The sequence below is a fragment of the Paraperibacillus esterisolvens genome (genome assembly GCF_046237625.1).
Lineage (GTDB): Bacteria > Bacillota > Bacilli > Bacillales > DSM-1321 > Paraperibacillus > Paraperibacillus esterisolvens.
In genome coordinates this window covers 3,062,926-3,088,559 of sequence record NZ_CP143545.1, presented here as the reverse complement: position 1 = coordinate 3,088,559, position 25,634 = coordinate 3,062,926, and the positions used below count along the sequence as shown (strand labels likewise).

Genomic DNA, 25,634 nt, shown 5'->3' with positions numbered 1-25,634 from the left:
GATTAAAAGAAGAATATAGAAGAGGTGGACCATTTGATAACCGTTTTGCTGGCGTGTGCCTCTTTCATCCTGCTTGTGCCGGTCCTGCTGCTGCTGGATCTTGGGATGAGCAGAAGAGGAAAGCTGCTGCTGGGTGCGACAGCGTTTTGCATAGCAGGCCTGTCCCTTTTGGCTGAGGGGAGGCTTCCGCTGCAGCAATCCATCCTGATTGCCCTGCTGCTCGTGCTCCTCACGGGGCTGATATATGTAAAAAGATTGGGGAGCCTCATCTTCATGACGGATGACGGCGTGAACAAGCAGCCAATGACTTTTTTTGATTACGAAACGGGCGGATCCAGGGAAGCTGCTGGAAAAGAACTGAATATAGCAGAGAAATTCACTGAAGAAAATGATTCTGCAGCCGATGAAGTGATTATAGTCTCTAAAACCGAGCTTTCACTACAGCCTCTTTCTGGAGTTGACGTGGATGACTGGCTGGAGACCATGGAATTCTCTGAAGCAGGAGCAGCAGAAGAATCTGCAAAACCCCGTCTGGATGAGGTTCAAGGTGATGATTCACCAGCTGAGCTGTCAGCAATCGAACAGCTGCTGGAAATGGCAGAAGTCGAGGAAATAATGGAAACAGCCTCTCCTGTGCCTTCAGAACCCGAAACAGCAGGCAGCCCAGAGGAAAATATCCTTCTGAACATTGATTCTGAGCTTCATCCATTTGAGGATGAAGCATTGGAACACTTACATATAGAAGCTGATTCAGAATTGCAGCCTCTTACGCTTTATGACTTAGAAACCGGCAATGACGAAGTTGGCAGAGCAGAGGTTCCCGAGGCTGAAGTCCTGCCCCCAGCCGGTTTAGGCGAAGAAATTCTTCCTATATTAATGCTGGGAGAAGCAGCAGAAGAAGAAGAGCATGAAGAAAAGAAAGAAGAGTTCCTAACTGTTTTAGAGGAAGCATATGAAATTGGCCCTGCTTCTGAAGAGCTGGAGGAACCGCAGGCAGAAGAGTCTTTATTGGACCATATCCCTGATCTTTCGCAGGAAACGGACGCCCGTGACATTGATCTTTTGCATAAAACAGACACTTTCATGGAAGACATTCCGCCTGCAGAAGAGCCGGACGATCAGACCTTTGAAAGTGTTCTTGTAGAAGAAGAAATAGCTGACGCACCGTTAACCCGGAGGCAGATAGATAAAGGCGTCCTGCAGACTATACTAAGCGGGATAGCCATTTCACGGGTACAGATGGATTATCTTTCCTATATCAGGCTTGTGAAGCAGCATATGCATCCCGGGCTGTCTCCGCAGGATTATTATGTATTTGCCGGTTTAATAATTGAAGAATATATCCGGCAGGATGATGCGGCAGCACTGGAGCCGCTGCTAAAAGAGCTGAAGGAAAGATACCTTCCTTATCCAATCATTTTAAGTGAACTAGAATTTTTATATGAAGCCTATTGCAGGCAATCTTTAAAGAACAGGTGAGTGTAAACATGAAACAAAGTGCAGAGATCGCCGGGCTTCCCATCATCAGCATCCTGGACGGAATACAGATTGGAAGCGTAAAGAATCTTGTTTTGAATCCGGAAAAGGGAACGATAGAGTTTTTGACCATCGAACACGAGGAATGGGAGGAAAATGTGAAGGCCATTCCGTTCAAGAAGGTTGTAGGAATAGGGGAATATGCGCTGACCATCGAAAACGGGAACGCGATCATCGACCTTCTGGAACTGCCTGTGGTCAACGAGCTTGTGACAAAAGGCATCCGTATCAGCGGCACCCGGGTTATGACAAGGAAGGGGCAGCTTCTTGGCGAGGCTGTGGAATTCTTCACGGATGACGAAAACGGCCAGGTCATCGGAATGGTTCTGTCCATCAACGGGGAAGAGAGATTCCTTGCTGCCGAATTCGTACAGACATATGGACGTGACATCATAATTGTCCAAGAGGAAGCAGAAAAAAATCTGGAGCCGTTAAAAGGCAGTGAAACCCTTGTGATTAGAGAGGAAGGCGGGGCCATTCCTTCGATCTGGCAAAAGCAAATTGAGCTTCTGAGCGGCAAAAAAGTAATGAAGGATATTCTCTCAGGTACAGGCGAGGTCCTGATTGAAGAAGGGACCTTCCTTTCGGCGGAGGATGTAGAAAAGGCACAGGAAGAGGGCCCTGGAGTGATTGTCGAGCTTTCCATGCGAAGGCTAATGCAGAGCGGGGAATAAAGAGTGAGGAACCAGGACAGCCTAAAAATTTTATTGACGCTCCTGCTGGCAGCAGCATTCATTTTCTCTTTCTCGCACTTTGGCGCAAAGGCCTATACTTCCTATTTTATTGCAGGGGAGCTGTACGAAGAAGGGACAGCAGTGGGGGGTCTCGATGTTTCAGGCAAGACAAGGGCGGAAGCGGAAGCCCTCATTGGGGAGAAGAGCGGGGAATGGAAAAAAGCTGTAAAGCTGACCCTTGCCTATAAAGAAAAAAAGACAGCAGTCAGTACCAAGGATTTCACTTTTAACAAAGAAAAGACCTTATCAGATCTGTCTTCCGGCAGAAAGACTCTCGCATCCGTCGATTTGCCGGATGACAGTGTGAAGGATATGCTCCTTAAGGTTTCAAGCTCCATTGCCTCAGATGAGGTGGAGATTGACAAGCTGAAAAAGGACCTGATGATCAGTGCCACCATGCTTGAGGCAGGCAGCTATGTACTGAACCTTGAAAGCTATATCCCCGGCTCCGACCGGGAGGAAGTCATCAATACGGCCTCAGTTTCCGGCGGTCAGAATGCTAACGAATTGGAGCGGCTGGCAAAAGCAGGGCCAGTGATTGATATTCCTGCGGGGACTCCGTTCTCTCTTCAGAAAAACCTGCTGGAAAAGCTTGACCTGAAGCTCACAGCCATGGCAGAGAGCAGGCTTGCCACAGCTGTCTATCAGGTGATCGGCAGGACGAACTTTGAAATGATAGAACGGCATATCAGCAGGGAGCTTCCTGAGTATGCAGAGCTCGGCGGAGAAGCAAAGGCTGACAGCAGGAATAAGCTGGACCTGATCTTTTACAACCCGAATAAATACGGCTTTAAACTGTCTCTTGCCATTGAAGGAGACCGGCTGGCGGTCAAGCTTTCCGGCCGGCCATTTTTATACAGCTATGAAATTGCCAAGCGGGATCAGAAATCATTTGACCCGAAGGCTGTCCTCCATTTCAAGCCCAAGCTTGCTTTTCCGCAGACGGAGATTGAAGAGGATGGCAAAGAAGGCCAGCTTGTCAGGATGTACCGGAATACAGTGGATGAGAAAGGCAGGCAGGTAAAAAGCGTGCTTTTATCGGAGGACTTTTATGCACCGGTTTACAGCATCCATAACATAGGCTTGATTAAGCCGCTGCCGCAGATTGTTCTGAGCGATGAATCTCTGCCTGCTGAAGAAGAAGACCCGGAGGCACAGGATGACGGGGCTTCTGATTCCGATGATCCTGTGGCAGAGGATGACAGCGGTTCTGCCGCGCAAGATGACTCCGAAGATCCGGCAGCAGAAGAAGACAGCGGGAACACGCCTGATCCGGTCGCAGAAGAAACAGAGTATCCCGATGATACAGATGAAATTGAGGCAGATCCAGATCCGCTGCAGGAAGATCTTCCTGCCGGGGATACCCGATAAAAATTACCGAAAAAGGCGGGGAACCACAATGACACAAACCCGTAAGCGCCTTGGGGATTTATTAGTTGAAGCTGGTCTGATTTCTGAGGATCAGCTTCATTCGGCTTTAAAAGATAAAGGCGCAGGCCAGAGACTTGGAGATGTATTGCTGCAAAAGGGCTATATCACAGAATTGCAGCTGATCGAAGTGCTCGAGGTGCAGCTTGGGATTCCCCATGTCAGTCTGTACCGCTTCCCATTCGATACGAAGCTGTTTTCGCTCGTGAGCAAGGATTATGCGAAGCGGAACCTGGTAATTCCCCTGAAGCGTGAAGGCGACAGGCTCCTGATTGCCATGGCGGATCCGATGGACTTTTATGCCATTGATGACCTGAGGCTTGCCACAGGCTTCCAGATTGAAGCGGCGATCGCAACAAAGGATGATATTCTCCGCTCCATCCAAAAATATTATGACTCAAACGAGAACTTTGATGAACTGCTTGGGGATTCGCAGCAGCAGGAGGCCGTAGAGGAAGACAAAATTACAGATCAGGACTCGCCGGTTGTCCGGCTGGTCAACCAGCTCATATCGGCAGCCGTCACCCAGAAAGCGAGTGACATCCACATCGATCCCCAGGAAACCAGGGTTGTTATCCGGAACCGGGTCGACGGGGTCCTTCGTGTCGAGAGGGTGCTCCCGAAGCATATGCAGAGCGTCTTAACGGCCAGGATCAAAATTCTGGCCAATCTGGATATAACCGAACACCGCGTACCGCAGGACGGCCGGATCAAGATCAATCTTGATTTCCATCCGGTCGATCTTCGTGTATCCTCACTGCCGACCATCTATGGCGAAAAAATTGTGCTGCGGATCCTGGATCTTGGCAGCTCGCTGAATGACCTGAACCAGCTTGGCTTCAATAAGCTAAATCTGCAGCGCTTCCTGAATATGATTGATAAGCCGTCCGGCATCGTGCTGATCACCGGCCCGACCGGATCTGGAAAATCTTCGACCCTCTATGCCGCTTTGAATAAGCTGAACAGTGATGAAGTGAATATCATCACGGTGGAAGACCCGGTAGAGTACCAGCTTGAAGGAATCAACCAGATCCAGGTGAACCCGAACGTTGGAATGACCTTTGCAGCCGGGCTGCGCTCCATCCTCCGGCAGGATCCGAATGTAATCATGGTCGGTGAGATCCGTGATAAGGAAACCGTGGAAATCGCGATCAGGGCCTCCCTTACAGGACATCTGGTCCTGAGCACCATTCATACAAATGACTCGATCAGTACGATAACAAGGCTGATGGATATGGGAGTGGAGCCTTTCCTGCTTGCCTCCTCACTGAGCGGGATTGTCGCCCAGCGCCTTGTCAGAAGAGTGTGCAGGGATTGTGCCGGAGAACAGGCCCCATCTAGAAGGGAAATTGAAATCTTTGCCCGCCGGGGGATGAAAATTGAAAAAATCACCAGGGGGAAAGGCTGCGCGTCCTGCAATATGACTGGCTATAAAGGCCGGCTTGCCATCCACGAAATCCTCGTCCTGAACGATGATATGAAACGGTTGATTATGAATGGGGAAGCCTTTACCGGTCTCAGGGATCTGGCTGTAAAGAGCAAGACGGTCTTTTTGATCGATGACGGACTGCTTAAGGTGAAGCAGGGCTATACCACCACAGAGGAAGTTCTTCGGGTCGCCATGCCCGAGTAGGAGTGAAGCAGATGGCTATAGATATTGAACATATACTTCGTGCAGGCTATGAATTAAAGGCATCTGATATCCACCTGACCGTTGGGGTCCCGCCTGTTATGCGCATAAACGGCGACCTGAAACGATATGGAAAGGACGCGCTGGCACCCGGGGATACAGAGGATATGGCAAGGAAAATTGTACCCGGGGATATGTGGGAATCCTTCAAAGAGCGGGGGGAGCTCGACTTTTCTTACGGTCTCGCAGGGGTTTCACGGTTCAGGGTGAATGCGTACCACCAGCGGGCTTGTATCTCGCTTGCCATCCGCATCGTACCTAGGAGGATTCCGGCCCTCGATGAGCTTGGACTGCCGGAGGTGCTGAAAAGGGTGGCGGAGAAGCCGCACGGCCTCGTCCTTGTGACTGGTCCAACCGGAAGCGGCAAGTCGACGACGCTTGCCTCAATGATTTCGTACATAAACCAGACGATGAAAAAGCATATCGTGACTCTTGAGGATCCGATTGAATATCTGCATAAGCACGGCAGCTGCATCATTGACCAGCGGGAAGTCGGCTTTGACACCAACAGTTTTGCCAACGGACTCCGGGCAGCGCTCCGCCAGGATCCAGACGTGATCCTCGTCGGGGAAATGCGGGATCTTGAAACGATTCAGACAGCCATCACCGCCGCGGAGACAGGCCATCTTGTTTTCGGGACTCTCCATACGTCCAGTGCGCCGTCGACTATCGATAGAATCATAGATGTCTTCCCGGCTCACCAGCAGCCGCAGATCCGCATCCAGCTGGCATCAGTGCTCGTGGCCATCGTCTCCCAGCGGCTGTTTCCGACGGCCGCACGCGACGGACGGGCCGCGGCGACTGAGATATTGATCAATAATCCGGCAATCGCCAATTTGATACGCAATGAGAAAATCCACCAGATTGCCAGTGTGATTCAGACATCAAAGGCCCAGGGGATGCATACACTGGAAAGCCAGATCAAGGACATGCTTGCTGCTGGACGGATATCCCGTGAAGCGGCTTCCGTCTTTTTACAGGAGAAGATAGAAAATGGCCAGATATAAATACAGCGGCCGCGACCGGAGGGGTGCAAGATCCGGTGTGATTACCGCAGCCAATAAGAGGGAAGCAGCAGCCAGGCTCCGTGAAGACGGCATAAAAGTAATGGAAGTCACTGAAGTCCCGGAAACGGTGCTGACAAAGGATATTGTGATCGGAAATCCGGTGAGGCTCCAGCACTTCGTCGTATACCTCAGACAGTTTTCCACCCTGCTGAAGGCAGGCGTCACCGTGGTGGATGCCACTCATATTTTGTCCGTGCAGACAGAAAGCAAATACTTGAAGAAAGCATTGCAGGACATTGAGGCCGATCTCCGGGAGGGACATCCGCTCTCTGAGGCGGCAGCCAGGCATAAAAGGATCTTCTCGCCGCTCTTCATCAACATGGTAAAGGCCGGCGAGGCAGGAGGTAACCTGGATGGGACGCTTGAGCGCCTTGCCGATCATTTTGAAAAGCAGCACAGCACGCGTCAGAAGATCACGTCGGCACTGGCGTATCCGTCCGTCGTGGCGGTCATCGCTGTCGGAGTCGTCATATTCCTGCTGGTGTCAGTTGTACCGACATTTGTGGACATGTTTGCCGATTTCGGGGGAGAGCTGCCAGCCATTACTCAATTCGTGCTCAGTGCGAGTGACTTTATGCAGAAGTTCTGGTATTTCATCATCCTCATATTCCTGCTTGCCGCAGGGGGGATTGCAGCGCTCCGCAGGAACCGGAAATCAAAATATTATCTCGATTACTTTGTGCTGCGCCTGCCGATATTCGGAAGCATGATTCAAAAGGCGGTCCTGGCCCGGATGACCCGGACGCTGAGCTCGCTGTTCACAAGCTCCGTCCCAATTCTCCAGGCGATGACAATTGTCGAGAAGGTAGTGGAAAATGAAGTGGTCGCCCGTGTGGTCAGGGAATCACGGTCATCGCTTGAACAGGGCCGATCAATCACGGAACCTATGAAAAAACACTGGGCCTTTCCGCCGCTGATCACTCAAATGATCGCGATTGGCGAAGAAACAGGATCACTCGATGCCATGCTCGGGAAGGTAGCCGACTTCTACGAAAAAGAAGTAGAAAACAGCACAGAGCGGCTAAAATCACTGATCGAACCCCTCATGATTGTTGTGCTTGCCGGCCTTGTCGGGACTATTGTCATAGCCATCATGGTACCAATGTTCGAGATTTTCAACCAAGTAGGCAACCAATAGCGACAAAACTCCTGCTTTTTTTTTAAAACTATATCGAACAGAATGTCCGATATAGTATAATTCTATTTATAAATTAACAAAAATAGTAAAATATTACTAAGGAGGAAAAACAAGTGTTAAAGAAACTCTTAAAAAATGAACGCGGACTTACCCTGATAGAATTATTAGCCGTCGTCGTCATCCTCGGAATCATCGCGGCCATCGCCATACCAAGCATCGGGGGCCTTATAGATAACTCCAAGAAGGATGCCCATGTGGCCAATGCCCAGCAGATGATCAGCTCTGCAAAGATTTATGCTACTGGGCATGCGGAAGAAATTGATGAGACAGGGAAAACAATTAAGCTATCAGAAATGGAGTCGGAGAATCTTATTGACCCAATGAAAGATCCTGATAAAGGTAATTATGATAAAGATAATTCCTTCGTTGTAATTACAAAAACCGATAATAAATTCACTTATAAAGTAACACTAACCAATGGAAAAAGAGGACTTGCTGGACTAGAATCAAACCAGCTTAAAAGAAGTGCTGTTGAGAATAAAAAGGCTTCGGCACCAGCACCAGCACCAGCACCAACTGGAAGTTAATTGGACGTGTTGATTATCTTTTACTTGTTTTTTGTCGGTCTAATCCTCGGCTCCTTCTACAACGTAGTCGGACTCCGGGTGCCGCTGAAAAAGTCCATCATTTATCCGCGCTCAGCCTGCCCGTACTGCAAGCATGTGCTGGGCCCGGCTGAACTGGTGCCTGTGTTGTCTTATTTGATTCAGGGAGGGAAATGCCGGAGCTGCAAGGGCCGGATTTCCCCTCTTTATCCGATGATGGAGCTGCTGACTGGTGTGCTGTTTGCGGCAAGTCCGCTGCTGCTTGGCTGGACTTCGGAGCTGTTCATTGCCTGGACGCTGATTTCACTTTTTACGATCATCACGGTGACTGATTTAAAATATATGATTATTCCTGACAAAATACTGCTCTTTTTTGCAGTAATTTTTTTGTTTGAACGGATTCTTATGCCATTGGACCCATGGTGGGATTCGCTGCTTGGGGCGGCAGCCGGCTTCTTCTTGCTGCTGGCGATTGCCATCATCAGCAAGGGGGGCATGGGCGGCGGGGACATCAAGCTGTTTGCCCTGCTTGGCCTTGTTGTAGGCACGAAGCTTATGCTTCTGTCTTTTTTCCTGTCGACCTTTTATGGAGCGGTCCTTGGACTGGCTGGAATGAGGCTTGGGGCAGTGAAAAAAGGAAAGCCGATTCCGTTCGGCCCATTCATTGTACTTGGGACACTGACTGCCTTCTACCTCGGACAGAAGATACTTGCCTGGTATAGCGGGCTGTTAAATTAGTGATTATTAAAGGGGATTCGCAGCATGGGCCTTTCATTCTTCTCTCATAATAATAAAATAGTAAATCTGATGATCCAGGATCATGTCATCCGCTATGTTGAGCTGAAGCAGGCAGTTCCGGTGACTGTCCAGAGATGGGGGGAATACCTGCTTCCGCCGGGGTTGATCAAGGATGGCAGGATTCTGGACCGGGACACTTTGTCCACCATTCTCGAGCAGTGCGTCTCTGACTGGAAGATAAAGAAGAGGCAGGTGCGGATCTTTGTTCCTGATCCTTTTATCGTGGTACGGAAAATAGAAGTGCCGGCCGATGTGGAGGATGATGAGATCAAGGGCTATCTGTATATGGAGCTTGGCTCAAGCATCCATCTTCCATACGAAGAGCCGGTGTTTGATACAGCTGTGATAGGGGAGAAGGACGGCCGGAAGGAAATCCTGCTGTTTGCCGCCCCTGAGGATGTAGTCTTGGAATACAGTAGTCTGATGGAAGCCTGTGGTCTTGTTCCTATCGCTGCTGATGTTTCCCCGCTTTCTCTGTACCGCCTGTATCATGCCCTGGATAAACCCAGGGATAGTGAGCGGCTTTTGATGGTCCAGCTGGATGTTGGCTGCATGACAGTGAGCATATTCGAGGAAAACCGGCCGATTTTCATGAGGCACATCCAGCTCACCGGAAGCCTCTCTTTTTGGGAAACATCACTGGACGGCGGCGGCTCGCCTCAGCTGGTGTACGATAAGGATCCTGCTGAATTGGAAGAAGCCGTCGATGATATCGCCAAGGAACTTGAGAGGATCATGAACTTCTACAGATATACTCTGCACCAGGGACAGCATTCGGTCACACGTATATTCCTTGCAGGGGACAATCCTTTCATTCTGGAAGCATTTGAAGTCATGGTCACAGGATTTGGTTTGTTTGTCGACAAAATTGTTCCTGAGACCATTCTGACAGTAAACCAGGCCCCTTTGCCCCCTTCGTATTACGCTGCGCTTGGCCTGGCGCTGAAAGAGGTATGAACATGCTGGTTGAAATCAATTTGCTTCCGAGAAGGCACCCAAGGTCTTACGGATTTATCCTGTCACTTGTCAGCCTCGCGCTCATCGCTGCCTTTGTCTTAGCGTTTACTCTCTGGAGCTGGGATGCTAAAAGAGATGAACTCGCAGCCACAGAGAAACGGATTCAGACCCAGCAGGAGCTGCGTGCGGCAGAAGAACTGAAAAAGGAGAGCCTCGCCAATTCCAGTTCTGCGATACAGCTGAACCGGACCATTGACTGGGCGGAAAACTATGAAGTCAAGACCGTTCCGCTGCTTCAGCATTTAATTTCCCTGCTTCCGGAGCGCGGATATATCATTACATTCGAATCCGGTGATGACGGTAAAATTATGCTTGCCACCCAATTCGATACGAGCAGGGAAGCTGCTTTTTATCTGAATGAGCTGTCTACATCCAAATGGCTGAAAAATGTCAGGATGACCACACTTTCGACCAAGCTCGGCAAGGTTAATGCCTTGACGGGGGAGGATGTTTCTAATAAAGAGAGCGATGATAAAAGCAAGCTGGACAATGATACGTACGTACCCCGGTACGCAGCGGTTTATGAGTTGTTTGTAAATCAGGAGGGCGCGAAGAAAGAAGCGGCAAAGGAAGCCGGGAAGAAAAACCTGCCTGCTAAAAAAGGAGAGGAAAGCCCATGAAGCGCAGTTTAACAAGAAAGCAGGGCTATTCCCTTATCTTAAGTCTATTGCTTGTGGGCGCGGTCATTGTCTTTCTATATTTTAAACTCCTTTATCCCCTCGAAAGTGAACTCAGCATCAAAAAATCTGAGCTTTCCTCTGAGGAAAAAATGGTATCCATGCTCCAGTCAGAAGGAAGCGGTGCAAGGGACAGCAAGTTTGAATCTACGGTGGAGTTGCAGAAGAAACTGCCGGTTAAGTCCCTGGTGGAACAGATTCTGCTGGAGCTTGAAAAAGCCGAGGTAATATCCAACAGCTTCATCGTTTCCTTAAACGTGAAAGAAGAAGATGCAGAAAACGGAAATGCTGTGGCTGCTGCTGATAAGGACAGCGGAGCGGTGGAAGGGGAGGCCGGCCTGCCTCCAGGCGTAAAAAAAGTTGATCTCGAGCTTACCGTCCAGTCACTTTCATACAGCAATCTCGAAGCCTTTATTTCTTCAATTGAAAACTCATCGAGAATCATGAAGGTGTCGGCCTTGAAATTCACAGGCGGAGTGGAAATTATGTCCACCGAACAGAACCCTGAACGGCTAGTCTATAATGTGACAGTTTCTGCGTTTTATCATCCGGGCCTGACCGATCTTGCGAAAGACATCCCGCCGATGGACAAGCCGGAGCCTGCTAACAAGAAAACCCCTTTTAATGATAATTCCGAGCTTCCCAAAAGTGAAAGCACGGATTCATAGGGAGCTGCCATGATAACAAGCCGGCTGAGGGAAGAAAGTGCCATGACTTTGATCGAACTGCTCGCGGTAGTCACCATATTAGGGATTTTATCTGCTATTGCAGCAGTTTCTTTCGGAAACCTGATATCCGTATCAAAAGATCAGGCGTTTCTCGCCAATTCACATACCATGCGCGATGCCGCCCGGTTCCGTTTGATGAATTATCCCGTGAATATATTGTACGAAAAGAATAGGTTTTGGCGAAAGCTAATTATAACAAGACGACAAAAGTCTTGTTATTTTTTTTTGTTCATATGATAGGATGGTTGAAAATCAAACAAAGGAGGTGCGGAAATGAGTCATGACCAGAATCCGAAAAATAAGATTGTTATTAAATTCAATGGCGGGGAGAAACATTTTTATACTGAAAATGATGAGCGCCTGCTGTCTATAGATGAAACCGCTGCAGCATCTGAGGAGGCGGAAGAGAGCTTCGACTGGATCCTTCCCGAGCCGGCAGGCCCTGATGAAAAGAACTCTTTATCTCCATACATAGTCAAGTCGCAGCCCAAAAAAGCACGCTTCAACTTCAAGGTGCTGAAGCCGGGTGCCCTGATACCATCTATGTGGGTGTCAATCATTCTTGCCGTCATCGTTGGGACAAGCCTTGGATTTATCGCATTGAAGACCGTTACCGGGAAGGACCAAACTCAGTCTGAACAAGCTGCCGCCGAAGCAGGTGCGGCACCGGCAGCCACAGCGCAGCGGGAAAAAGCCCTGGAAGCTGCCGGGCAATCCCTGCCTGTTTTAAAAGCTTATGTGGTCCAGGGAGGAATATACAGCACAAAAAAGAGTGCAGAGGGTGTCCAGGCTGAGCTGCAGTCGAAGGGTACGGAAGCGGTGATGCTGGAACAGGACGGCAGGTTTATCCTCATCATCGGAGCTGCAGATTCGCTTGGGGCAGCAAAAAATCTGTCTCTCTTTATGAAAGAGAAGAAGCTGGATTCCTTTTGGAAGGAGCTTGACATAGGAAGGAATCCGGCGAAGAAGATTTCCACGGGAGATAGTGTGGCGCTCAAAAATATGAATAACGTTTACGGCATGCTAGCTGAAAAAAGTTCTGAAAAGCTAATGAATCCTCAGGCTGCTGATGATGCCGGAGGGCTGCAGGCCGCCGTGAAGCAGATGGAAGACCGGGAAAAGCCCCAAAATAAAAATATTGCTGATATGCAGGCTGCCCTTAAGAAAGCATCGTCCATCTATCTTTCATCGGCAGACACAAGCTCATTGATGCAGGCGCAGGCAAAGCTTCTGGATTATCTGAAATTATACTCTGCACTCTAAAACAGCGAAATTTGTATTTTCCGGGAAATATGAAAAAGGCTCAAGCAGCCTTTTTCTTCCCGACAGCAAACGCAGGCCAGGCCGGCTGCCGTTCCATAACCTAGAATAAAAGTCCCCTAATCATTTCCCGAAAAAGTCATGTCCCCATAGCCAGAAAGACAGCAGCACCTGCCGGCAGGAAGCCTGTAAAAAATTTAATTCCCCGTTTCTTGTAGCTCCTCTCTAACTCTGATACGATTGAATTGTATCTCCCAATATATGCATGCATTAGTAAGGATAGGTGAAAGAGATTGATCCGTATTATTTTAGCTTCTTCGTCCCCTCGCCGGAAAGAACTTCTACAGCTTTTACAAATTCCATTTGAAATTGAGGCGAGCGATGCCGATGAGACGCTCCCAGAAACCATCTCCCCTGAGGAGGCGGTGATTATGCTCGCTGAACGGAAGGCCCGGGCTGTCTTTGATAAGCATGGGGATGCCTGTGTGATCGGCTCTGATACCATTGTGGTAAATGAGGGCAGGATCCTTGGCAAGCCGGCTGGCCGGGACGACGCCCGATCCATGCTCCTAAGTCTGTCAGGCAAAAAGCATCATGTACTCACTGGTGTCTCAATCATGAAAGAAAATCAGAAAACAACATTTTTTGAAAAAACCGAAGTGATTTTCTGGGATCTCACTGAAAAGGAGATTGAGAATTATCTGGATAGCGGCGAACCTTTTGACAAAGCCGGTTCATACGGAATCCAGGGGTATGGATCGCTGCTTGTGAAGGAGATTGCCGGAGATTATTTTTCGGTTGTCGGCCTTCCGGTTGCGCGTTTATCCAGAGAATTAAAGCTTTTTATGCAGAACAGCTGACTGAGGTGATGTCCCCTGCTTCGGATTCAATAGAAAGCGGGGAATGAAAAATGACTACTAATATGCTGATTAAGGATTTTCCTCTGGATGAAAGGCCGAGGGAGCGTTTTATCCAGGAAGGGGCCAGGGCCCTTTCAGTCCAGGAACTGCTTGCCCTGCTGCTTAGGACGGGGGCGAAGAACGAGTCCGTCCTGCAGCTTTCCGGCCGGCTGATTGCGCATTTTGACGGACTCCGCCTCTTGGCTGATGCCTCGCTTGAAGAGATGGTATCCCTCAAGGGAATCGGCGAGGCGAAGGCCATCCAGATACTTGCCGCCGTTGAACTGGGGCGAAGGATCAGCAATTTATGTGATGATGACAGGTATGTGATCCGCTCTCCCGGAGATTGTGCCGATTATTGCATGAATGATATGCGCTTTTTGACTCAGGAGCATTTTGTGTGCCTTTATTTGAATACCAAGAATCAAGTCCTCCATAAACAGACCATCTTCATCGGCAGCCTGAACGCTTCCATCGTCCACCCGCGCGAGGTGTTCAAGGAAGCGTTCAGAAGGTCAGCCGCCTCGATTATTTGTGTCCATAACCATCCAAGCGGGGACCCCTCCCCGAGCAGGGAAGACATAGAGGTTACGAAGCGTCTTTGCGAATGCGGGAAGATCATTGGCATCGATGTACTTGACCATATCATCATAGGCGAGAAGAAATATGTCAGTCTGAAAGAAAAAGGCTATGTATGAAGCTATGAAATTTCTCTGCTATGAGATATAATATAATTTATGATTTTTAGGAGTTTATTTTCCTATTTTTTTGATTAGATGGTACAAATTGAAACGTCCAATTATTATATAGTTGAGATTATAAACCACCTGAAACCTAATGAAAAACTTACTATAAAAATGCATTTTGTCCGGAAAGGGAGATACAACTGATGTTAGGAATAGGAACAAGAGATCTGGGAATTGACTTAGGAACCGCGAATACACTCGTTTATGTAAAAGGAAGAGGCATCGTCCTGAGGGAGCCTTCGGTCGTTGCCTTTCAGACGGATACAAAATCGATCGTTGCAGTAGGCAATGACGCGAAAAACATGATAGGACGCACACCCGGCAATGTAGTCGCGCTCAGGCCGATGAAGGATGGAGTCATTGCCGACTATGAAACGACTGCGATCATGATGAAATATTATATTAAACAGGCCACCAAGAACAAAGGCTTGTTTTCACGCAAGCCGTATGTGATGATCTGTGTTCCTTCAGGCATCACTGCTGTTGAGGAAAGGGCCGTCATCGATGCGACAAGGCAGGCTGGCGCACGTGACGCCTACACGATCGAAGAGCCGTTTGCAGCTGCCATAGGGGCGAACCTGCCGGTCTGGGAGCCTACAGGAAGCATGGTTGTTGACATTGGCGGTGGAACGACGGAAGTTGCCATCATCTCGCTTGGCGGAATCGTGACAAGCCAGTCGATCCGGATTGCCGGCGACGAGATGGATGATGCCATCATTAATTATATCCGCAAGAATTACAATTTGATGATCGGTGACCGTACGGCTGAAAGCATCAAAATGGAAATTGGTTCAGCAGGGGAGCCGGAAGGCATTGAAAACATGGAAATCCGCGGACGCGACCTGCTGACAGGCCTTCCAAAAACAATAGAGATAACAGCCGATGAAATTTCAAGGGCCCTGAATGATACGGTGTATTCAATTGTCGATTCAGTGAAGAATACGCTGGAGAAAACTCCGCCGGAACTTGCGGCTGACATCATGGACCGCGGGATCGTACTCACAGGCGGCGGGGCGCTTCTCCGCAATCTTGATAAAGTAATCAGTGATGAAACCAAGATGCCTGTACTAATCGCCGAAAATCCGCTAGACTGTGTGGCCATCGGCACCGGGAAGGCGCTGGACCATATTCACCTGTTTAAAGGCAGGTCTAGAGATTCGCGCTGAGCCACTCATTTTTAAATGGTAATTCAATAATTCCTGATGCTGAGGGCTGTCCCGGATGAGTGTGTACACATCTTCAAGGGACAGCCCGCATGCCAGGCAGAAATAAATAGAGGTGAAAGCATGCCGCAATTTTTTCTGAACAAAAGGCTGATTGTGCTGCTGGTAAGTATTATCGTCCTGGTAGCATTGATTGGTTTTTCTGTTCGAGAAAGAGAAAAACTCAGCTGGCCGGAGCGGTTCCTCAAGGATACGACCGGTTTTATCCAAAATATTTTCCATCAGCCCGTCCAATTTGCCGCTGGTTTTTTTGATAATGTCAATGACCTTGAAAATACATATCAGGAAAATAAAAGGCTGAAAACCCGTCTTGATGAGTACGTAAAGCTTAAGACGAAAGTGCAGGACCTGGAAAAGGAAAATACCGAGCTGAGGGACATCCTGGGTAAAAAAGAGAGTTTAAGAGAGTTTGATCCGATACAGGCAACAGTCATTGCCCGCAATCCGGATATGTGGCATGAAAAGGTCATCATCAACCGCGGGAAGAAGCACGGAATTGAGAAGAATATGGCCGTCATGACTTCAAAAGGGCTTATCGGCAAGATCAAGAATACGACCGAGTTCACATCGACTGTGCAGCTCTTGAGTTCAATGGATCCGAAAAACCGGATATCCGTCAGCATCCCAGGCAAGGGGCCGATTTATGGCTTTATCGAGGGATTTGACCAGAAGGACAGGCTGCTCCTTATGAAGAAGATCCCTTATGATGAAAAAATCAAAAAGGGGTCGGATGTTGTCACTTCAGGGATGGGCGGGGTTTTCCCTAAAGGACTGCCTGTCGGGAAAGTGGAAAAGGTAGAGTCGGATCAATACGGGCTGACGCAGGTTGCGTATGTGAAACCTGCCGCAGAGCTTTATGATGTGAATCATTTGATCGTTGTAAAGCGCTCGATTGCCACGGCCGATCCATCGGAAGGGGAAGGCAGAGAGGGTGAGGACCTGTGAACAGACTAATCCTCCCGCTCTCCGCTCTTTTCTTTTTTATGGCGGAAAGCACCTATGCCCAGCTGTTCTCTGGAAGCCACTTTGGCAGCAGCCGGATTTTTGTGCCGCACTTTTTATTCATATTTATCGTTTTTTTAACGATATTCGGTTCGTCCAAGAACGGAATCATTTATGGACTGGTGACAGGCTTTTTATTTGATGTCATTTATACAGAGATTTTGGGGATATATGCTTTCTTATTTGCTTTTCTCGCATTTCTTGTTTCGAGGGTCATGAAGATGGTGCATTCCAACATTCTGGTTGCTTCACTGGTTGCCATTGCGGCCATTGCGGCGCTTGAGTGCATGGTCTTTCAGGTGAATACCCTGATACATGATGTGGGCATGGATTTCCAGGAATTTGCATCCATCAGGCTGCTGCCTACACTGCTCCTGAACCTGGCGGCCGTTATCATCATGGCTTTCCCGCTCAAGTACTTGATTGAAAAAGCGGATGACGGCCGGGACTGACGTGCTGAAACAAAAAAACCTGCTCTATTCGTTTCTGGGAAAAAGGATAAAGGCTCGGTATGTCGAATAGTAAATCGTTGAGGTGAATTATACCGTCATGAGTAATAAATTGCTGCAAAATGTCATCATTAAAGGAACAAAAGAAGGGCTGACCCTCCATCTCGATGATTCTTGTTCATTTCAAGAGCTGCTGCAGGAGCTTGACTCCAAGCTCTCCGCCAATATCCGCACCCAGGAAAACATGCCTTCCCTGAAAGTCAGGGTGCATGCAGGGAACCGGTATTTGACACAGGAGCAGGAAGTTCAAATAAAGGAAGTTATTTTACAGAAAAAGATATTTAATATTGAAGAAATTAAATCCAATGTCATAAGCCGTGATGAGGCGGTGCGGATGAAAGAGGAATCTGCCATCACATCCTATGCTGGCATCATCCGATCCGGCCAGGTGCTGGAAGTCCCGGGAGACCTCCTGCTGGTCGGAGATGTGAATCCGGGCGGGCAGGTGGCTGCAGGGGGAAATATCTTTATACTCGGTGCCTTGAAGGGGATCGCCCATGCTGGGAAAAATGGCAGGGAAGATGCCGTCATCACCGCCCCCATTTTTACGCCCTCCATGCTTAAGGTCGGGGAATTGATGAGATGGGCACCGGGAGAAGAGCTTGAAGACGTCCAGGGTATGGAATGCGCTTATGTGGAAGAAGGTCGGATCATTACGGATAGATTGCTTGCTTTAAAGAAAAAAAGACCAAGTTTACATACATTTAAAGGGGGTCTCTAATCGTGGGAGAGGCAATAGTGATAACTTCTGGTAAAGGCGGCGTTGGAAAGACGACCACCTCGGCAAATCTGGGCACGTCCCTTGCGCTTCTTGGAAAAAAAGTCTGCCTTGTGGATACCGATATCGGCCTGCGAAACCTGGATGTAGTGATGGGGCTCGAGAACAGGATCATTTATGATCTAGTGGATGTAGTGGAAGGCCGCTGTAAGCTTCACCAGGCTCTGGTCAAGGACAAGCGCTTCGATGACCTTCTATATCTGCTGCCGGCGGCCCAAACAAGCGATAAGCATGCGGTTAATCCTGAACAGATGAAGGAGCTCGTGAACGGGCTTAAGCAGGACTATGACTATATCATCATCGACTGTCCGGCCGGCATCGAGCAAGGCTACAAGAATGCAGTGGCGGGTGCCGATAAGGCTATCGTGGTCACAACCCCTGAGGTATCTGCTGTGCGGGATGCTGATCGGATCATCGGCCTTCTTGAAAAAGAAGAAAACATTGAAGCTCCGAAGCTCGTGATCAACCGGATCAGGAGCCATATGGTCAAGAGCGGCGAAATGCTGGACATCGATGATATTACCCAGCATCTTTCCATCGACCTGATTGGCATCGTAGTCGATGATGATCAGGTAATCAAGGCATCCAACCAGGGAGAGCCGATTGCCCTTGACCCGGATAACCGCGCATCTGTCGCTTACCGTAACATAGCGAGAAGAATCCTCGGTGAAGCAGTGCCTTTAAAGCCGCTTGACGAAGAACCCCAAGGCTTCGTCGCAAAAATTAAAAAATTCTTCGGTGTGCGCTAAAAAACCAGCTTGAGCGATCAAGCTGGTTTTTTATTTCCGGGAAACCCGATTACCCGGAAATGAGAGTCAGTCCCTCCATTTCCATATGCGCATAATCCGGACTAGCTGTGCATACATTTTATCAGGATTGATGTGGAGGGGGATCGAAGCGATGAATAGCAGGCAAAAGGAGATCAGGGACAGGATTGCGAAACGGAGGAAGCAGGAGGGGAGGAAGGCGGGCCTTAATGCGGCTTACAGGAAGGCTGAGGGAATTTTTGATGATGGAAGCTATGAGATGGCCCCGGAGGCGGATCATCCGTTATTCAAAAAGGAAGTTTTTTATTTTAAAATTCTCGCTTCCCTCTGTTTGTTCCTGCTGACAGCAATTATCTTCAAGAACCCGTCATCGGCGTTTGAGGTCCCGAGAAAGACGGTCAGCCATTATATGAAAGAAGAATTTGAGTTTGCAGCGGCAAAGGATTGGTATCAGGATACCTTCGGGAAACCGCTTGTGTTTCTTCCAGAAAAGAAAGAAACGGTTACAGCTGAAAAGGAGAGCGGTAACTACTCACTGCCCGCTTCAGGAAAAATTGAACAGACATTTGAAGCAAACGGCCAGGGCATCATGATTGAAACAGACAAAGATTCGCCGGTCGAATCTGCAAGGGAGGGCGTCATCATTTTTGCAGGCAGTCAGGACAAGCTTGGCAGGACTGTCGTCATCCAGCACAGTGACAAAAGTGAGACCTGGTACGGACATTTAGGCTCAATCGATGTGAAGCTGTATGAAACGGTCAAAAAAGGAAATGTGGTCGGAAGGGTCACAAATAAAGCGGGAGAAGCAAAGGGGACGTTTTATCTCGCTGTCAAAAAGGGCTCACAGTTTGTGGATCCTAAACAGGTGATTCCATTTGAATGATTACCTTCGCCTGCTGTCAAAGATCGAAATACATTCTACCTTTTGGATCGTGCTGGGGATAGGAGTTTTGACAGCCCAGTTCATCCCGCTATGTATGCTGTTTATAATCATCTTGATCCATGAACTGGGCCATGCCGGAGCTGCCCGTTATTTTTCCTGGAGAATTAAAGTGATCCGGCTGCTGCCCTTTGGCGGTGCCCTGGTGACGGAGGAGCATGGCAACCGGGCGCTGAAGGAAGAGCTGGCGGTGACCCTTGCCGGCCCGCTGCAGCATGTCTGGCTCTGCGGCGTTTCATATATACTGTATCAGGCTGACTTGATCATGCTGGATGCTTTCCAGGCTTTTTTCTATATGAATCTGGTTATCTTCTTATTTAACCTGCTGCCGATATGGCCTCTGGATGGCGGAAGGCTGATGCTCATCCTCCTGTCCGCCTGGTTTCCGTTTTTGGAGGCACATAAATATACAGTCTATGCCTCGGTTCTGTTTGCAGGGACAGGAATTGCCGCCTGCCTGGTATTTGCCCCGTTTAACCTGAATATGTGGGTCATGGCCCTGTTCATTCTCTTTTCACTTTTTGCAGAGTGGAAACAGCGGCATTATGTTTTTGTTCGATTCCTCCTTGAGCGGCATTATGGCCGCAATGCCGGCTTTAAGACTCTGAAGCCCCTCCGTGCGGATGTGACGGAAACCATTACCGATGTGCTCAGCAGATTCCAGAAGGGCTGTAAGCACCCCATCGTTATAGTAAAGGAGGGGAAGGAGCGGGGAGTCCTTGATGAAAATGAGATTCTACATGCTTATTTCACAGATAAGCTGACACATATCAAAATGGGTGACCTGTTGTACTCCTATTAACTGTGGTATCCTTTCTTCATGGATAAGCCTGAACGGCTATTTATGAAGAAAGGGTTTTTTTATGAAAAGATTGATTGTGAATGCGGCAGGAAGGGAAAAAAGGTTAGCGGTGACTGAACAAGGGCGCATCGTGAAGCTTGAAGTTCAGCAGCCAGGCCAGGAGAGCCTGGCAGGGAGTATTTTTTGGGGCATGGTGACAAAGGTGCTGCCCGGCATGGAGGCAGCCTTTGTAGACATCGGCCAGGGAAAGCACGGTTTCCTTTACAGAGATGACCTGCCGTCCTACCAGCTGTCAGGACTGGATTATACAGCTAAAAAAAGTACTTCAGTCAGTCACTTTGTCCGTCAGGGGGAGAGGATGCTGGTCCAGGTTGTCAGGGATGCATCAGGTAACAAGGGTCCGAAGCTTTCCGGAATCATTGAGCTTGCTTCTGATAAAATGGTAGCCATGTTTGGCACGGATTATGTAGGAGTCTCAAAAAAGATGAAATCGGACGGGCAGGATTACTGGAGGAAAACCGCATTCAGCGAGAAGAACAGCGGTGAGGGAATGATTATCCGCACTTCAATGGAAGGATCTTCTCTTGAGGAATTTTCCCGGGAGCTTGAGGCGCTGAGGAATCAGTATGCTGAAATCAAAAACAGAGCCTTATCTTTGAATAAAACCGGCCAGGTTTATGCCAGGGATACATTCCTTGAACAAATTCTGAAGGAAGATCTGCATGAAGGGGATGAAGTGGCCGTCGATGATTTCGCTATGCATCAGGCTTTAAATAGGGCGCTTGAACCCGGGGTCACAGTGATTCATGAACGCGGGCCGGAGGGTATCTTTTCCCGGCATGGAATCGAAAAAGAGGTTGAAAAGGCACTCAGGCAGGCTGTCTGGCTCGAAGGCGGAAGCTATCTGATCATCCAGGAAACGGAAGCCTGCACGGTGATTGATGTGAATACGGGCAGCTATACAGGAAAGTCTCATAAGGAAGAAACCATCACTAAAGCCAATGTCGAAGCGGCAAGAGAAGCCGCCAGACAGCTTAGGCTGAGGAATATCGGCGGAATCATCATCATTGATTTTATTAATATGGAGAATCCCCTCAGCAGGAAAAAGGTTCAGCAGGCATTGCAGGAAGCTCTCTCAAAGGATGAGATGAGGACAGTGATCACCGGATTTACAGAGCTCGGCATGCTTCAGCTCACAAGGAAAAAAGCGGCACCGGGCCTCCGGGAAAAGCTGACAGTCACATGTCCGGCATGCAGCGGCAGCGGAAGTGTGGAGAGTGCTGAAACCATGGCCTTCCGCCTTGAGCGGGAACTGATCCAGTCACGTGCCAATGAAGCGGAGGGAGCCTGGATAGAAGCAACGGCAGATGTAGCTTCAGCCCTGGAGGGAGCCGGGAAAGAACATCTTCCTCTCTTAGAGCAGATGGCTGGCAAAAGGCTGATCTTCACAACGCTTTCTTCACAGATTCCCGCCTATCGGATCCGGCAATTCGGCAGCCTTGATGAAATCAGGGAGAGGACGGAAAGGCAGTAATCCTTTCTTAAAAAAGGCTATTGACTTAGAGAAACTACCTGTGCTATTATTTACTATGTTATGTTTGTAGCACCCGTGCTACAACCGCACAGATCAGGTTTAAGCTTTTTGCCCGTCAAAAACGCCTGTGATGGCGAGTCTGAGTTAATTAGAGGAGGTGCAAGTATGTACGCAATTATTGAAACTGGCGGTAAACAAATCAAAGTTGAAGCTGGCCAATCTATCGTCATTGAAAAACTGAACGTAGAAGCTGGTGAAGTTGTAACTTTTGACAAAGTTTTATTCGTAGGCGGAGACAACGTGAAAGTAGGAAGCCCTGTTGTTGAGGGAGCTACTGTAACTGGCAAGGTTGAGAACCACGGCCGCGCGAAGAAAATCATCGTCTTCAAATACAAAGCGAAGAAAAACAACCGCAAAAAGCAAGGTCATCGTCAGCCATACACTCGAGTAACTATCGACGCGATCAACGCGTAAGGCTGTCTGTATGATAAATGTGATTTTCGATCATGGCCCTGATGGGAAGATTACTTCTTTTACCATGAGTGGACATGCTAATTTTGCCGAACCAGGCCAGGATATCGTCTGTGCCGGTGCTTCAGCCGTTTCCTTCGGGACGGTCAACGCCATCATGGCATTGACCGGGGTTGAACCTGAAATTGACATGGAGGGCGGCGGAGGATTCCTTAAATGTGCAATCCCCGGCGCGCTTCCCGGGACTGCTGCTGATAAAATACAGCTGCTCCTGGAAGCCATGCTGATTTCCATGCAGACGATTGAACGGGATTATGATGAATACATGAAAGTGATTGTAAACAAGTAGGAGGTGGAATTAATGTTAAGATTAGATCTTCAGTTCTTCGCTTCCAAAAAGGGAGTAGGTTCTACAAAGAACGGCCGTGACTCTATCTCTAAGCGCCTTGGCGCAAAGAGTGCTGACGGTGAATTCGTTTCTGGCGGTTCCATTCTTTACCGTCAACGCGGAACTAAAATTTACCCGGGACAAAACGTTGGGCGCGGCGGGGATGACACTCTATTCGCGAAAGTAGACGGCGTGGTTCGTTTCGAACGCCTTGGCCGTGACCGCAAACAAGTTAGTGTATATCCAGTTGCTCAAGAAGCTTAATTAACGCATCTTAGAAAACTCTAACCTCTTGGTTGGAGTTTTCTTTTTTTCGGCTTGAATTCTGTTATACTTAGAGGAACCGGTCTGTCCCGGCAAGCAAATGGACCATGGGGACAGTCTCAATAAAGCAGGTACAGGAGTCTATCAGATGGAAAAAGAATGGAATGTAAGTGAAGTTATGAGGCATGCGCGTCATGACTGGCTGAATAGGATTATGCTGATCAAGGGCAATTTAGACTTAAACAAGATAGATGGGGCAAAGTCGGTCATTGATCAGATCATAAGTGAATCCCAAAATGAAGCCATGCTCGGAAACCTGCATATGCCTTTATTTTCTGAGCTCATGCTGACAGGGAACTGGAACAGCCATCCCTTTAAGCTGGAATATGAGGTGCTCGAGGCGGATGGCCCATGCCCGGATCTTGATGGTCCGGCAGCCGCATGGACAAGGGAGTTCTTTAGAGAACTGAAGTCGGACCTGGAGCCGTTCAGCGAGAATAATCTGACAGTGTCCATTTATAAGGCAGACAAAAATATACGGTTTCTGTATGAAGTGCAGGGTAATATAACATCAGTAGAGAAAATGGGGAAATTCATCGAGCGAACCAGGATAACCGGACTCGAGGCAATCCTCCTGAAGATAGGCAGAAAAGAGCTTGCCATCGAACTGAAAGGATCTTTTTAAGATCATAAATAAACAAATCAGCAGCGAGTTTACATACTTTTAAAAAGGAAGTGATGGAATGTTTGTCGATCAGGTCAAGGTATATGTTAAAGGCGGGGACGGGGGAAACGGGCTGGTGGCCTACCGCCGCGAGAAGTATGTTCCTAAAGGAGGGCCGGCTGGAGGAGACGGAGGCAACGGTGCCAATGTGATTTTCGAAGTCGAAGAAGGCCTCAGGACCCTTATGGATTTCCGGTATCAGCGCCATTTTAAAGCGCCGCGCGGAGAGCACGGAATGTCTAAAAACATGCATGGGCGGAATGCGGAGGATATGATAGTCAAGGTCCCGCCGGGCACTGTCATCATGGACGAAGATACCAAGGAAGTCATTGCCGATTTAACCGAGCATGGCCAGCGGGCTGTCATCGCCAAGGGCGGACGCGGGGGACGCGGCAACAGCCGCTTTGCCACAGCGGCTAATCCGGCACCGGAAATTTCGGAAAACGGCGAACCGGGCCAGGAACGCTATATCGTCATGGAGCTTAAGCTGCTTGCAGATGTGGGGCTGGTCGGATTCCCGAGTGTCGGAAAGTCGACACTCCTCTCAGTCGTATCTTCAGCAAAGCCTAAGATCGCTGAATATCACTTCACTACCATTGCACCAAATCTCGGGGTTGTCGAAACAGAAGACAGCCGCAGCTTCGTAATGGCTGACCTTCCAGGTCTCATTGAGGGAGCTTCTGAAGGGGTGGGCCTTGGCCATCAGTTCCTCAGACACATTGAGAGGACGAGGGTCATCGTCCATGTGATTGACATGTCAGGGCTTGAGGGCCGTGATCCTTATGACGATTATCTTACCATCAACAAAGAGCTTAAGGAATATAACCTAAGGCTCACTGAAAGGCCGCAGATTATTGCAGCCAATAAAATGGATATGCCGGATTCAGAAGAGAACCTGAAGGTTTTCATGGAAAAGGCAGGAAGCGATCTGACTATCTTCCCAATCTCAACCATTACCCGCGAAGGAATACGCGACCTGTTATTTGAAGTAGCAGACAGGCTTGAGACCACACCTGAATTCCCGCTTCAGCATGAAGAAGAAGCCGAAGAAGAAGAAGGGGCAGTCAACCGGGTTATGTACAAGCATGCTACGCCTGATAAAGACTTTGTCATTTCCCGTGACCCTGATGGAACATTCGTGATTTCAGGCTTCAATATCGAAAAGCTGTTCAAAATGACCAACTTTAACCGGGATGAATCAATTAAGCGTTTTGCAAGACAGCTCCGGGGCATGGGCGTGGATGATGCCCTGCGTGAAAAGGGTGCTGAAAACGGCGATATCATCAGGCTGCTTGATTACGAATTTGAATTTATCGAATAGGCACCAGCCGGCTGTGATAAAAGCAGGGCTGCCGTTTGGGGGGCTGGCATGAGCAAGACTGATAAAAGATTTTACTTAGTGCGGGAAGATGTCCTTCCCGAGGCGATGCAGAAAACCCTGGATGCAAAAGAGCTCCTCGACCGGGGAAAAGCAGAATCGGTGCTGGAGGCTGTCCAGGTTGCCGACATCAGCCGGAGTGCTTTCTATAAATACAGAGATACTGTCTTCCCTTTCCATACCATCGTCAAGGAGAGGATTATCTCGCTTTTTTTTCACCTGGAGGACCGGTCGGGCACTTTATCCCAGCTGCTTGCAGTAGTGGCGGCGGCCGGCTGCAACGTGCTGACCATCCACCAGACGATCCCGCTCCAGAGCAGGGCAAATGTCACGCTGTCCCTCAATACCAATGGCATGAATTCGGATATTGAACATTTGCTTTCACAGCTGAGGAAGCTGGAATTTGTGGAAAAAGTAGAAGTCCTGGGTACAGGTGCTTGAATAGGGTGTACTGGCCTTGGCCGGAACACCCTTTTTGAATGGATTGGAGACAGCGGTTGAAAAAATCTGAAAAATGGACTAAGATTAACA

At 48.8% G+C, this 25,634-nt stretch carries 29 protein-coding genes and 1 other annotated feature; all 29 genes read left to right on the top strand.

All coding sequences use genetic code 11. From position 1 onward, the window contains the following. Positions 1–33 precede the first annotated feature (33 nt). Entirely contained in the window at positions 34–1,479 is a 1,446-nt protein-coding gene (locus V1501_RS15645; RefSeq protein WP_409289552.1) for a hypothetical protein, read from the top strand. 8 nt (positions 1,480–1,487) lie between these two features. Then, positions 1,488–2,210: a PRC-barrel domain-containing protein gene (locus V1501_RS15640; protein ID WP_409289550.1), complete on the top strand. Its 723-nt coding sequence runs from the start codon at positions 1,488–1,490 to the stop codon at positions 2,208–2,210. Positions 2,211–2,213: 3 nt separating this feature from the next. Next, positions 2,214–3,641 (top strand): hypothetical protein, encoded by a 1,428-nt coding sequence (locus V1501_RS15635; protein ID WP_409289548.1) that lies wholly within the window; start codon positions 2,214–2,216, stop codon positions 3,639–3,641. A gap of 28 nt (positions 3,642–3,669) precedes the next feature. Then, positions 3,670–5,331: a GspE/PulE family protein gene (locus V1501_RS15630; RefSeq protein ID WP_409293400.1), complete on the top strand. Its 1,662-nt coding sequence runs from the start codon at positions 3,670–3,672 to the stop codon at positions 5,329–5,331. A gap of 11 nt (positions 5,332–5,342) precedes the next feature. Beyond that, positions 5,343–6,395, top strand: coding sequence for a type IV pilus twitching motility protein PilT (locus tag V1501_RS15625; RefSeq protein WP_409289547.1), 1,053 nt, complete (start codon positions 5,343–5,345; stop codon positions 6,393–6,395). Next, the gene (locus V1501_RS15620) at positions 6,382–7,593 is read left to right on the top strand and encodes a type II secretion system F family protein (RefSeq protein WP_409289545.1); all 1,212 of its coding nucleotides are present in this window, start codon (positions 6,382–6,384) and stop codon (positions 7,591–7,593) included. Before V1501_RS15625 ends, V1501_RS15620 begins: the two co-directional genes overlap by 14 nt. A gap of 113 nt (positions 7,594–7,706) precedes the next feature. Further along, complete coding sequence (locus V1501_RS15615) at positions 7,707–8,180, top strand: type II secretion system protein (RefSeq protein ID WP_409289543.1); 474 nt, start codon at positions 7,707–7,709, stop codon at positions 8,178–8,180. Beyond that, positions 8,181–8,936 carry a prepilin peptidase gene (locus V1501_RS15610; protein WP_409289542.1) on the top strand — a complete coding sequence of 252 codons (756 nt, stop codon included), beginning with the start codon at positions 8,181–8,183 and terminating at the stop codon, positions 8,934–8,936. A gap of 24 nt (positions 8,937–8,960) precedes the next feature. Further along, positions 8,961–9,953 carry a type IV pilus biogenesis protein PilM gene (pilM, locus tag V1501_RS15605; protein WP_409289540.1) on the top strand — a complete coding sequence of 331 codons (993 nt, stop codon included), beginning with the start codon at positions 8,961–8,963 and terminating at the stop codon, positions 9,951–9,953. 2 nt (positions 9,954–9,955) lie between these two features. Further along, on the top strand, positions 9,956–10,633 hold the full coding sequence (locus V1501_RS15600) for a PilN domain-containing protein (protein WP_409289539.1): 678 nt from the start codon (positions 9,956–9,958) through the stop codon (positions 10,631–10,633). After that, entirely contained in the window at positions 10,630–11,358 is a 729-nt protein-coding gene (locus V1501_RS15595; RefSeq protein ID WP_409289537.1) for a pilus assembly protein PilO, read from the top strand. Before V1501_RS15600 ends, V1501_RS15595 begins: the two co-directional genes overlap by 4 nt. A 9-nt stretch (positions 11,359–11,367) precedes the next feature. Continuing rightward, a complete protein-coding gene (locus tag V1501_RS15590) occupies positions 11,368–11,655 on the top strand; it encodes a type IV pilin protein (RefSeq protein WP_409289535.1) in 288 nt (95 codons plus the stop codon). A gap of 36 nt (positions 11,656–11,691) precedes the next feature. Further along, positions 11,692–12,681, top strand: coding sequence for an SPOR domain-containing protein (locus V1501_RS15585; RefSeq protein ID WP_409289533.1), 990 nt, complete (start codon positions 11,692–11,694; stop codon positions 12,679–12,681). A 290-nt stretch (positions 12,682–12,971) separates the two neighbouring features. Next, positions 12,972–13,538, top strand: a complete 567-nt coding sequence (locus V1501_RS15580; RefSeq protein WP_409289531.1) for a Maf family protein — start codon at positions 12,972–12,974, stop codon at positions 13,536–13,538. 50 nt (positions 13,539–13,588) lie between these two features. Further along, entirely contained in the window at positions 13,589–14,275 is a 687-nt protein-coding gene (radC, locus tag V1501_RS15575; protein ID WP_409289530.1) for a RadC family protein, read from the top strand. A gap of 191 nt (positions 14,276–14,466) precedes the next feature. Beyond that, a complete protein-coding gene (locus tag V1501_RS15570) occupies positions 14,467–15,489 on the top strand; it encodes a rod shape-determining protein (protein ID WP_409289528.1) in 1,023 nt (340 codons plus the stop codon). Positions 15,490–15,609: 120 nt separating this feature from the next. Then, positions 15,610–16,491 carry a rod shape-determining protein MreC gene (mreC, locus tag V1501_RS15565; protein WP_409289527.1) on the top strand — a complete coding sequence of 294 codons (882 nt, stop codon included), beginning with the start codon at positions 15,610–15,612 and terminating at the stop codon, positions 16,489–16,491. Continuing rightward, a complete protein-coding gene (gene mreD, locus V1501_RS15560) occupies positions 16,488–17,000 on the top strand; it encodes a rod shape-determining protein MreD (protein WP_409289525.1) in 513 nt (170 codons plus the stop codon). Before mreC ends, mreD begins: the two co-directional genes overlap by 4 nt. 97 nt (positions 17,001–17,097) lie before the next feature. Beyond that, complete coding sequence (gene minC / locus V1501_RS15555; protein ID WP_409289524.1) at positions 17,098–17,778, top strand: septum site-determining protein MinC; 681 nt, start codon at positions 17,098–17,100, stop codon at positions 17,776–17,778. A gap of 2 nt (positions 17,779–17,780) precedes the next feature. Further along, entirely contained in the window at positions 17,781–18,584 is an 804-nt protein-coding gene (gene minD / locus V1501_RS15550; protein ID WP_409289523.1) for a septum site-determining protein MinD, read from the top strand. A 151-nt stretch (positions 18,585–18,735) separates the two neighbouring features. Further along, positions 18,736–19,485, top strand: coding sequence for a peptidoglycan DD-metalloendopeptidase family protein (locus tag V1501_RS15545; RefSeq protein WP_409289521.1), 750 nt, complete (start codon positions 18,736–18,738; stop codon positions 19,483–19,485). Then, complete coding sequence (locus V1501_RS15540) at positions 19,478–20,344, top strand: M50 family metallopeptidase (RefSeq protein WP_409289519.1); 867 nt, start codon at positions 19,478–19,480, stop codon at positions 20,342–20,344. Before V1501_RS15545 ends, V1501_RS15540 begins: the two co-directional genes overlap by 8 nt. A gap of 61 nt (positions 20,345–20,405) precedes the next feature. Further along, the gene (locus V1501_RS15535; RefSeq protein WP_409289517.1) at positions 20,406–21,878 is read left to right on the top strand and encodes an Rne/Rng family ribonuclease; all 1,473 of its coding nucleotides are present in this window, start codon (positions 20,406–20,408) and stop codon (positions 21,876–21,878) included. A 72-nt stretch (positions 21,879–21,950) separates the two neighbouring features. After that, positions 21,951–22,029 (top strand) — a sequence feature (ribosomal protein L21 leader region). Between the two features lie 14 nt (positions 22,030–22,043). Then, entirely contained in the window at positions 22,044–22,352 is a 309-nt protein-coding gene (gene rplU, locus V1501_RS15530; RefSeq protein WP_409289516.1) for a 50S ribosomal protein L21, read from the top strand. 10 nt (positions 22,353–22,362) lie between these two features. After that, the gene (locus tag V1501_RS15525) at positions 22,363–22,698 is read left to right on the top strand and encodes a ribosomal-processing cysteine protease Prp (protein WP_409289514.1); all 336 of its coding nucleotides are present in this window, start codon (positions 22,363–22,365) and stop codon (positions 22,696–22,698) included. A 12-nt stretch (positions 22,699–22,710) separates the two neighbouring features. Beyond that, positions 22,711–23,001: a 50S ribosomal protein L27 gene (rpmA, locus tag V1501_RS15520; protein ID WP_409289512.1), complete on the top strand. Its 291-nt coding sequence runs from the start codon at positions 22,711–22,713 to the stop codon at positions 22,999–23,001. A 148-nt stretch (positions 23,002–23,149) separates the two neighbouring features. Continuing rightward, positions 23,150–23,686, top strand: coding sequence for a Spo0B C-terminal domain-containing protein (locus V1501_RS15515; protein ID WP_409289510.1), 537 nt, complete (start codon positions 23,150–23,152; stop codon positions 23,684–23,686). Positions 23,687–23,744: 58 nt separating this feature from the next. Continuing rightward, positions 23,745–25,046, top strand: a complete 1,302-nt coding sequence (gene obgE, locus V1501_RS15510) for a GTPase ObgE (protein ID WP_409289508.1) — start codon at positions 23,745–23,747, stop codon at positions 25,044–25,046. A 48-nt stretch (positions 25,047–25,094) separates the two neighbouring features. After that, positions 25,095–25,544 carry an ACT domain-containing protein gene (locus tag V1501_RS15505; RefSeq protein ID WP_409289506.1) on the top strand — a complete coding sequence of 150 codons (450 nt, stop codon included), beginning with the start codon at positions 25,095–25,097 and terminating at the stop codon, positions 25,542–25,544. Positions 25,545–25,634: the final 90 nt, after the last annotated feature.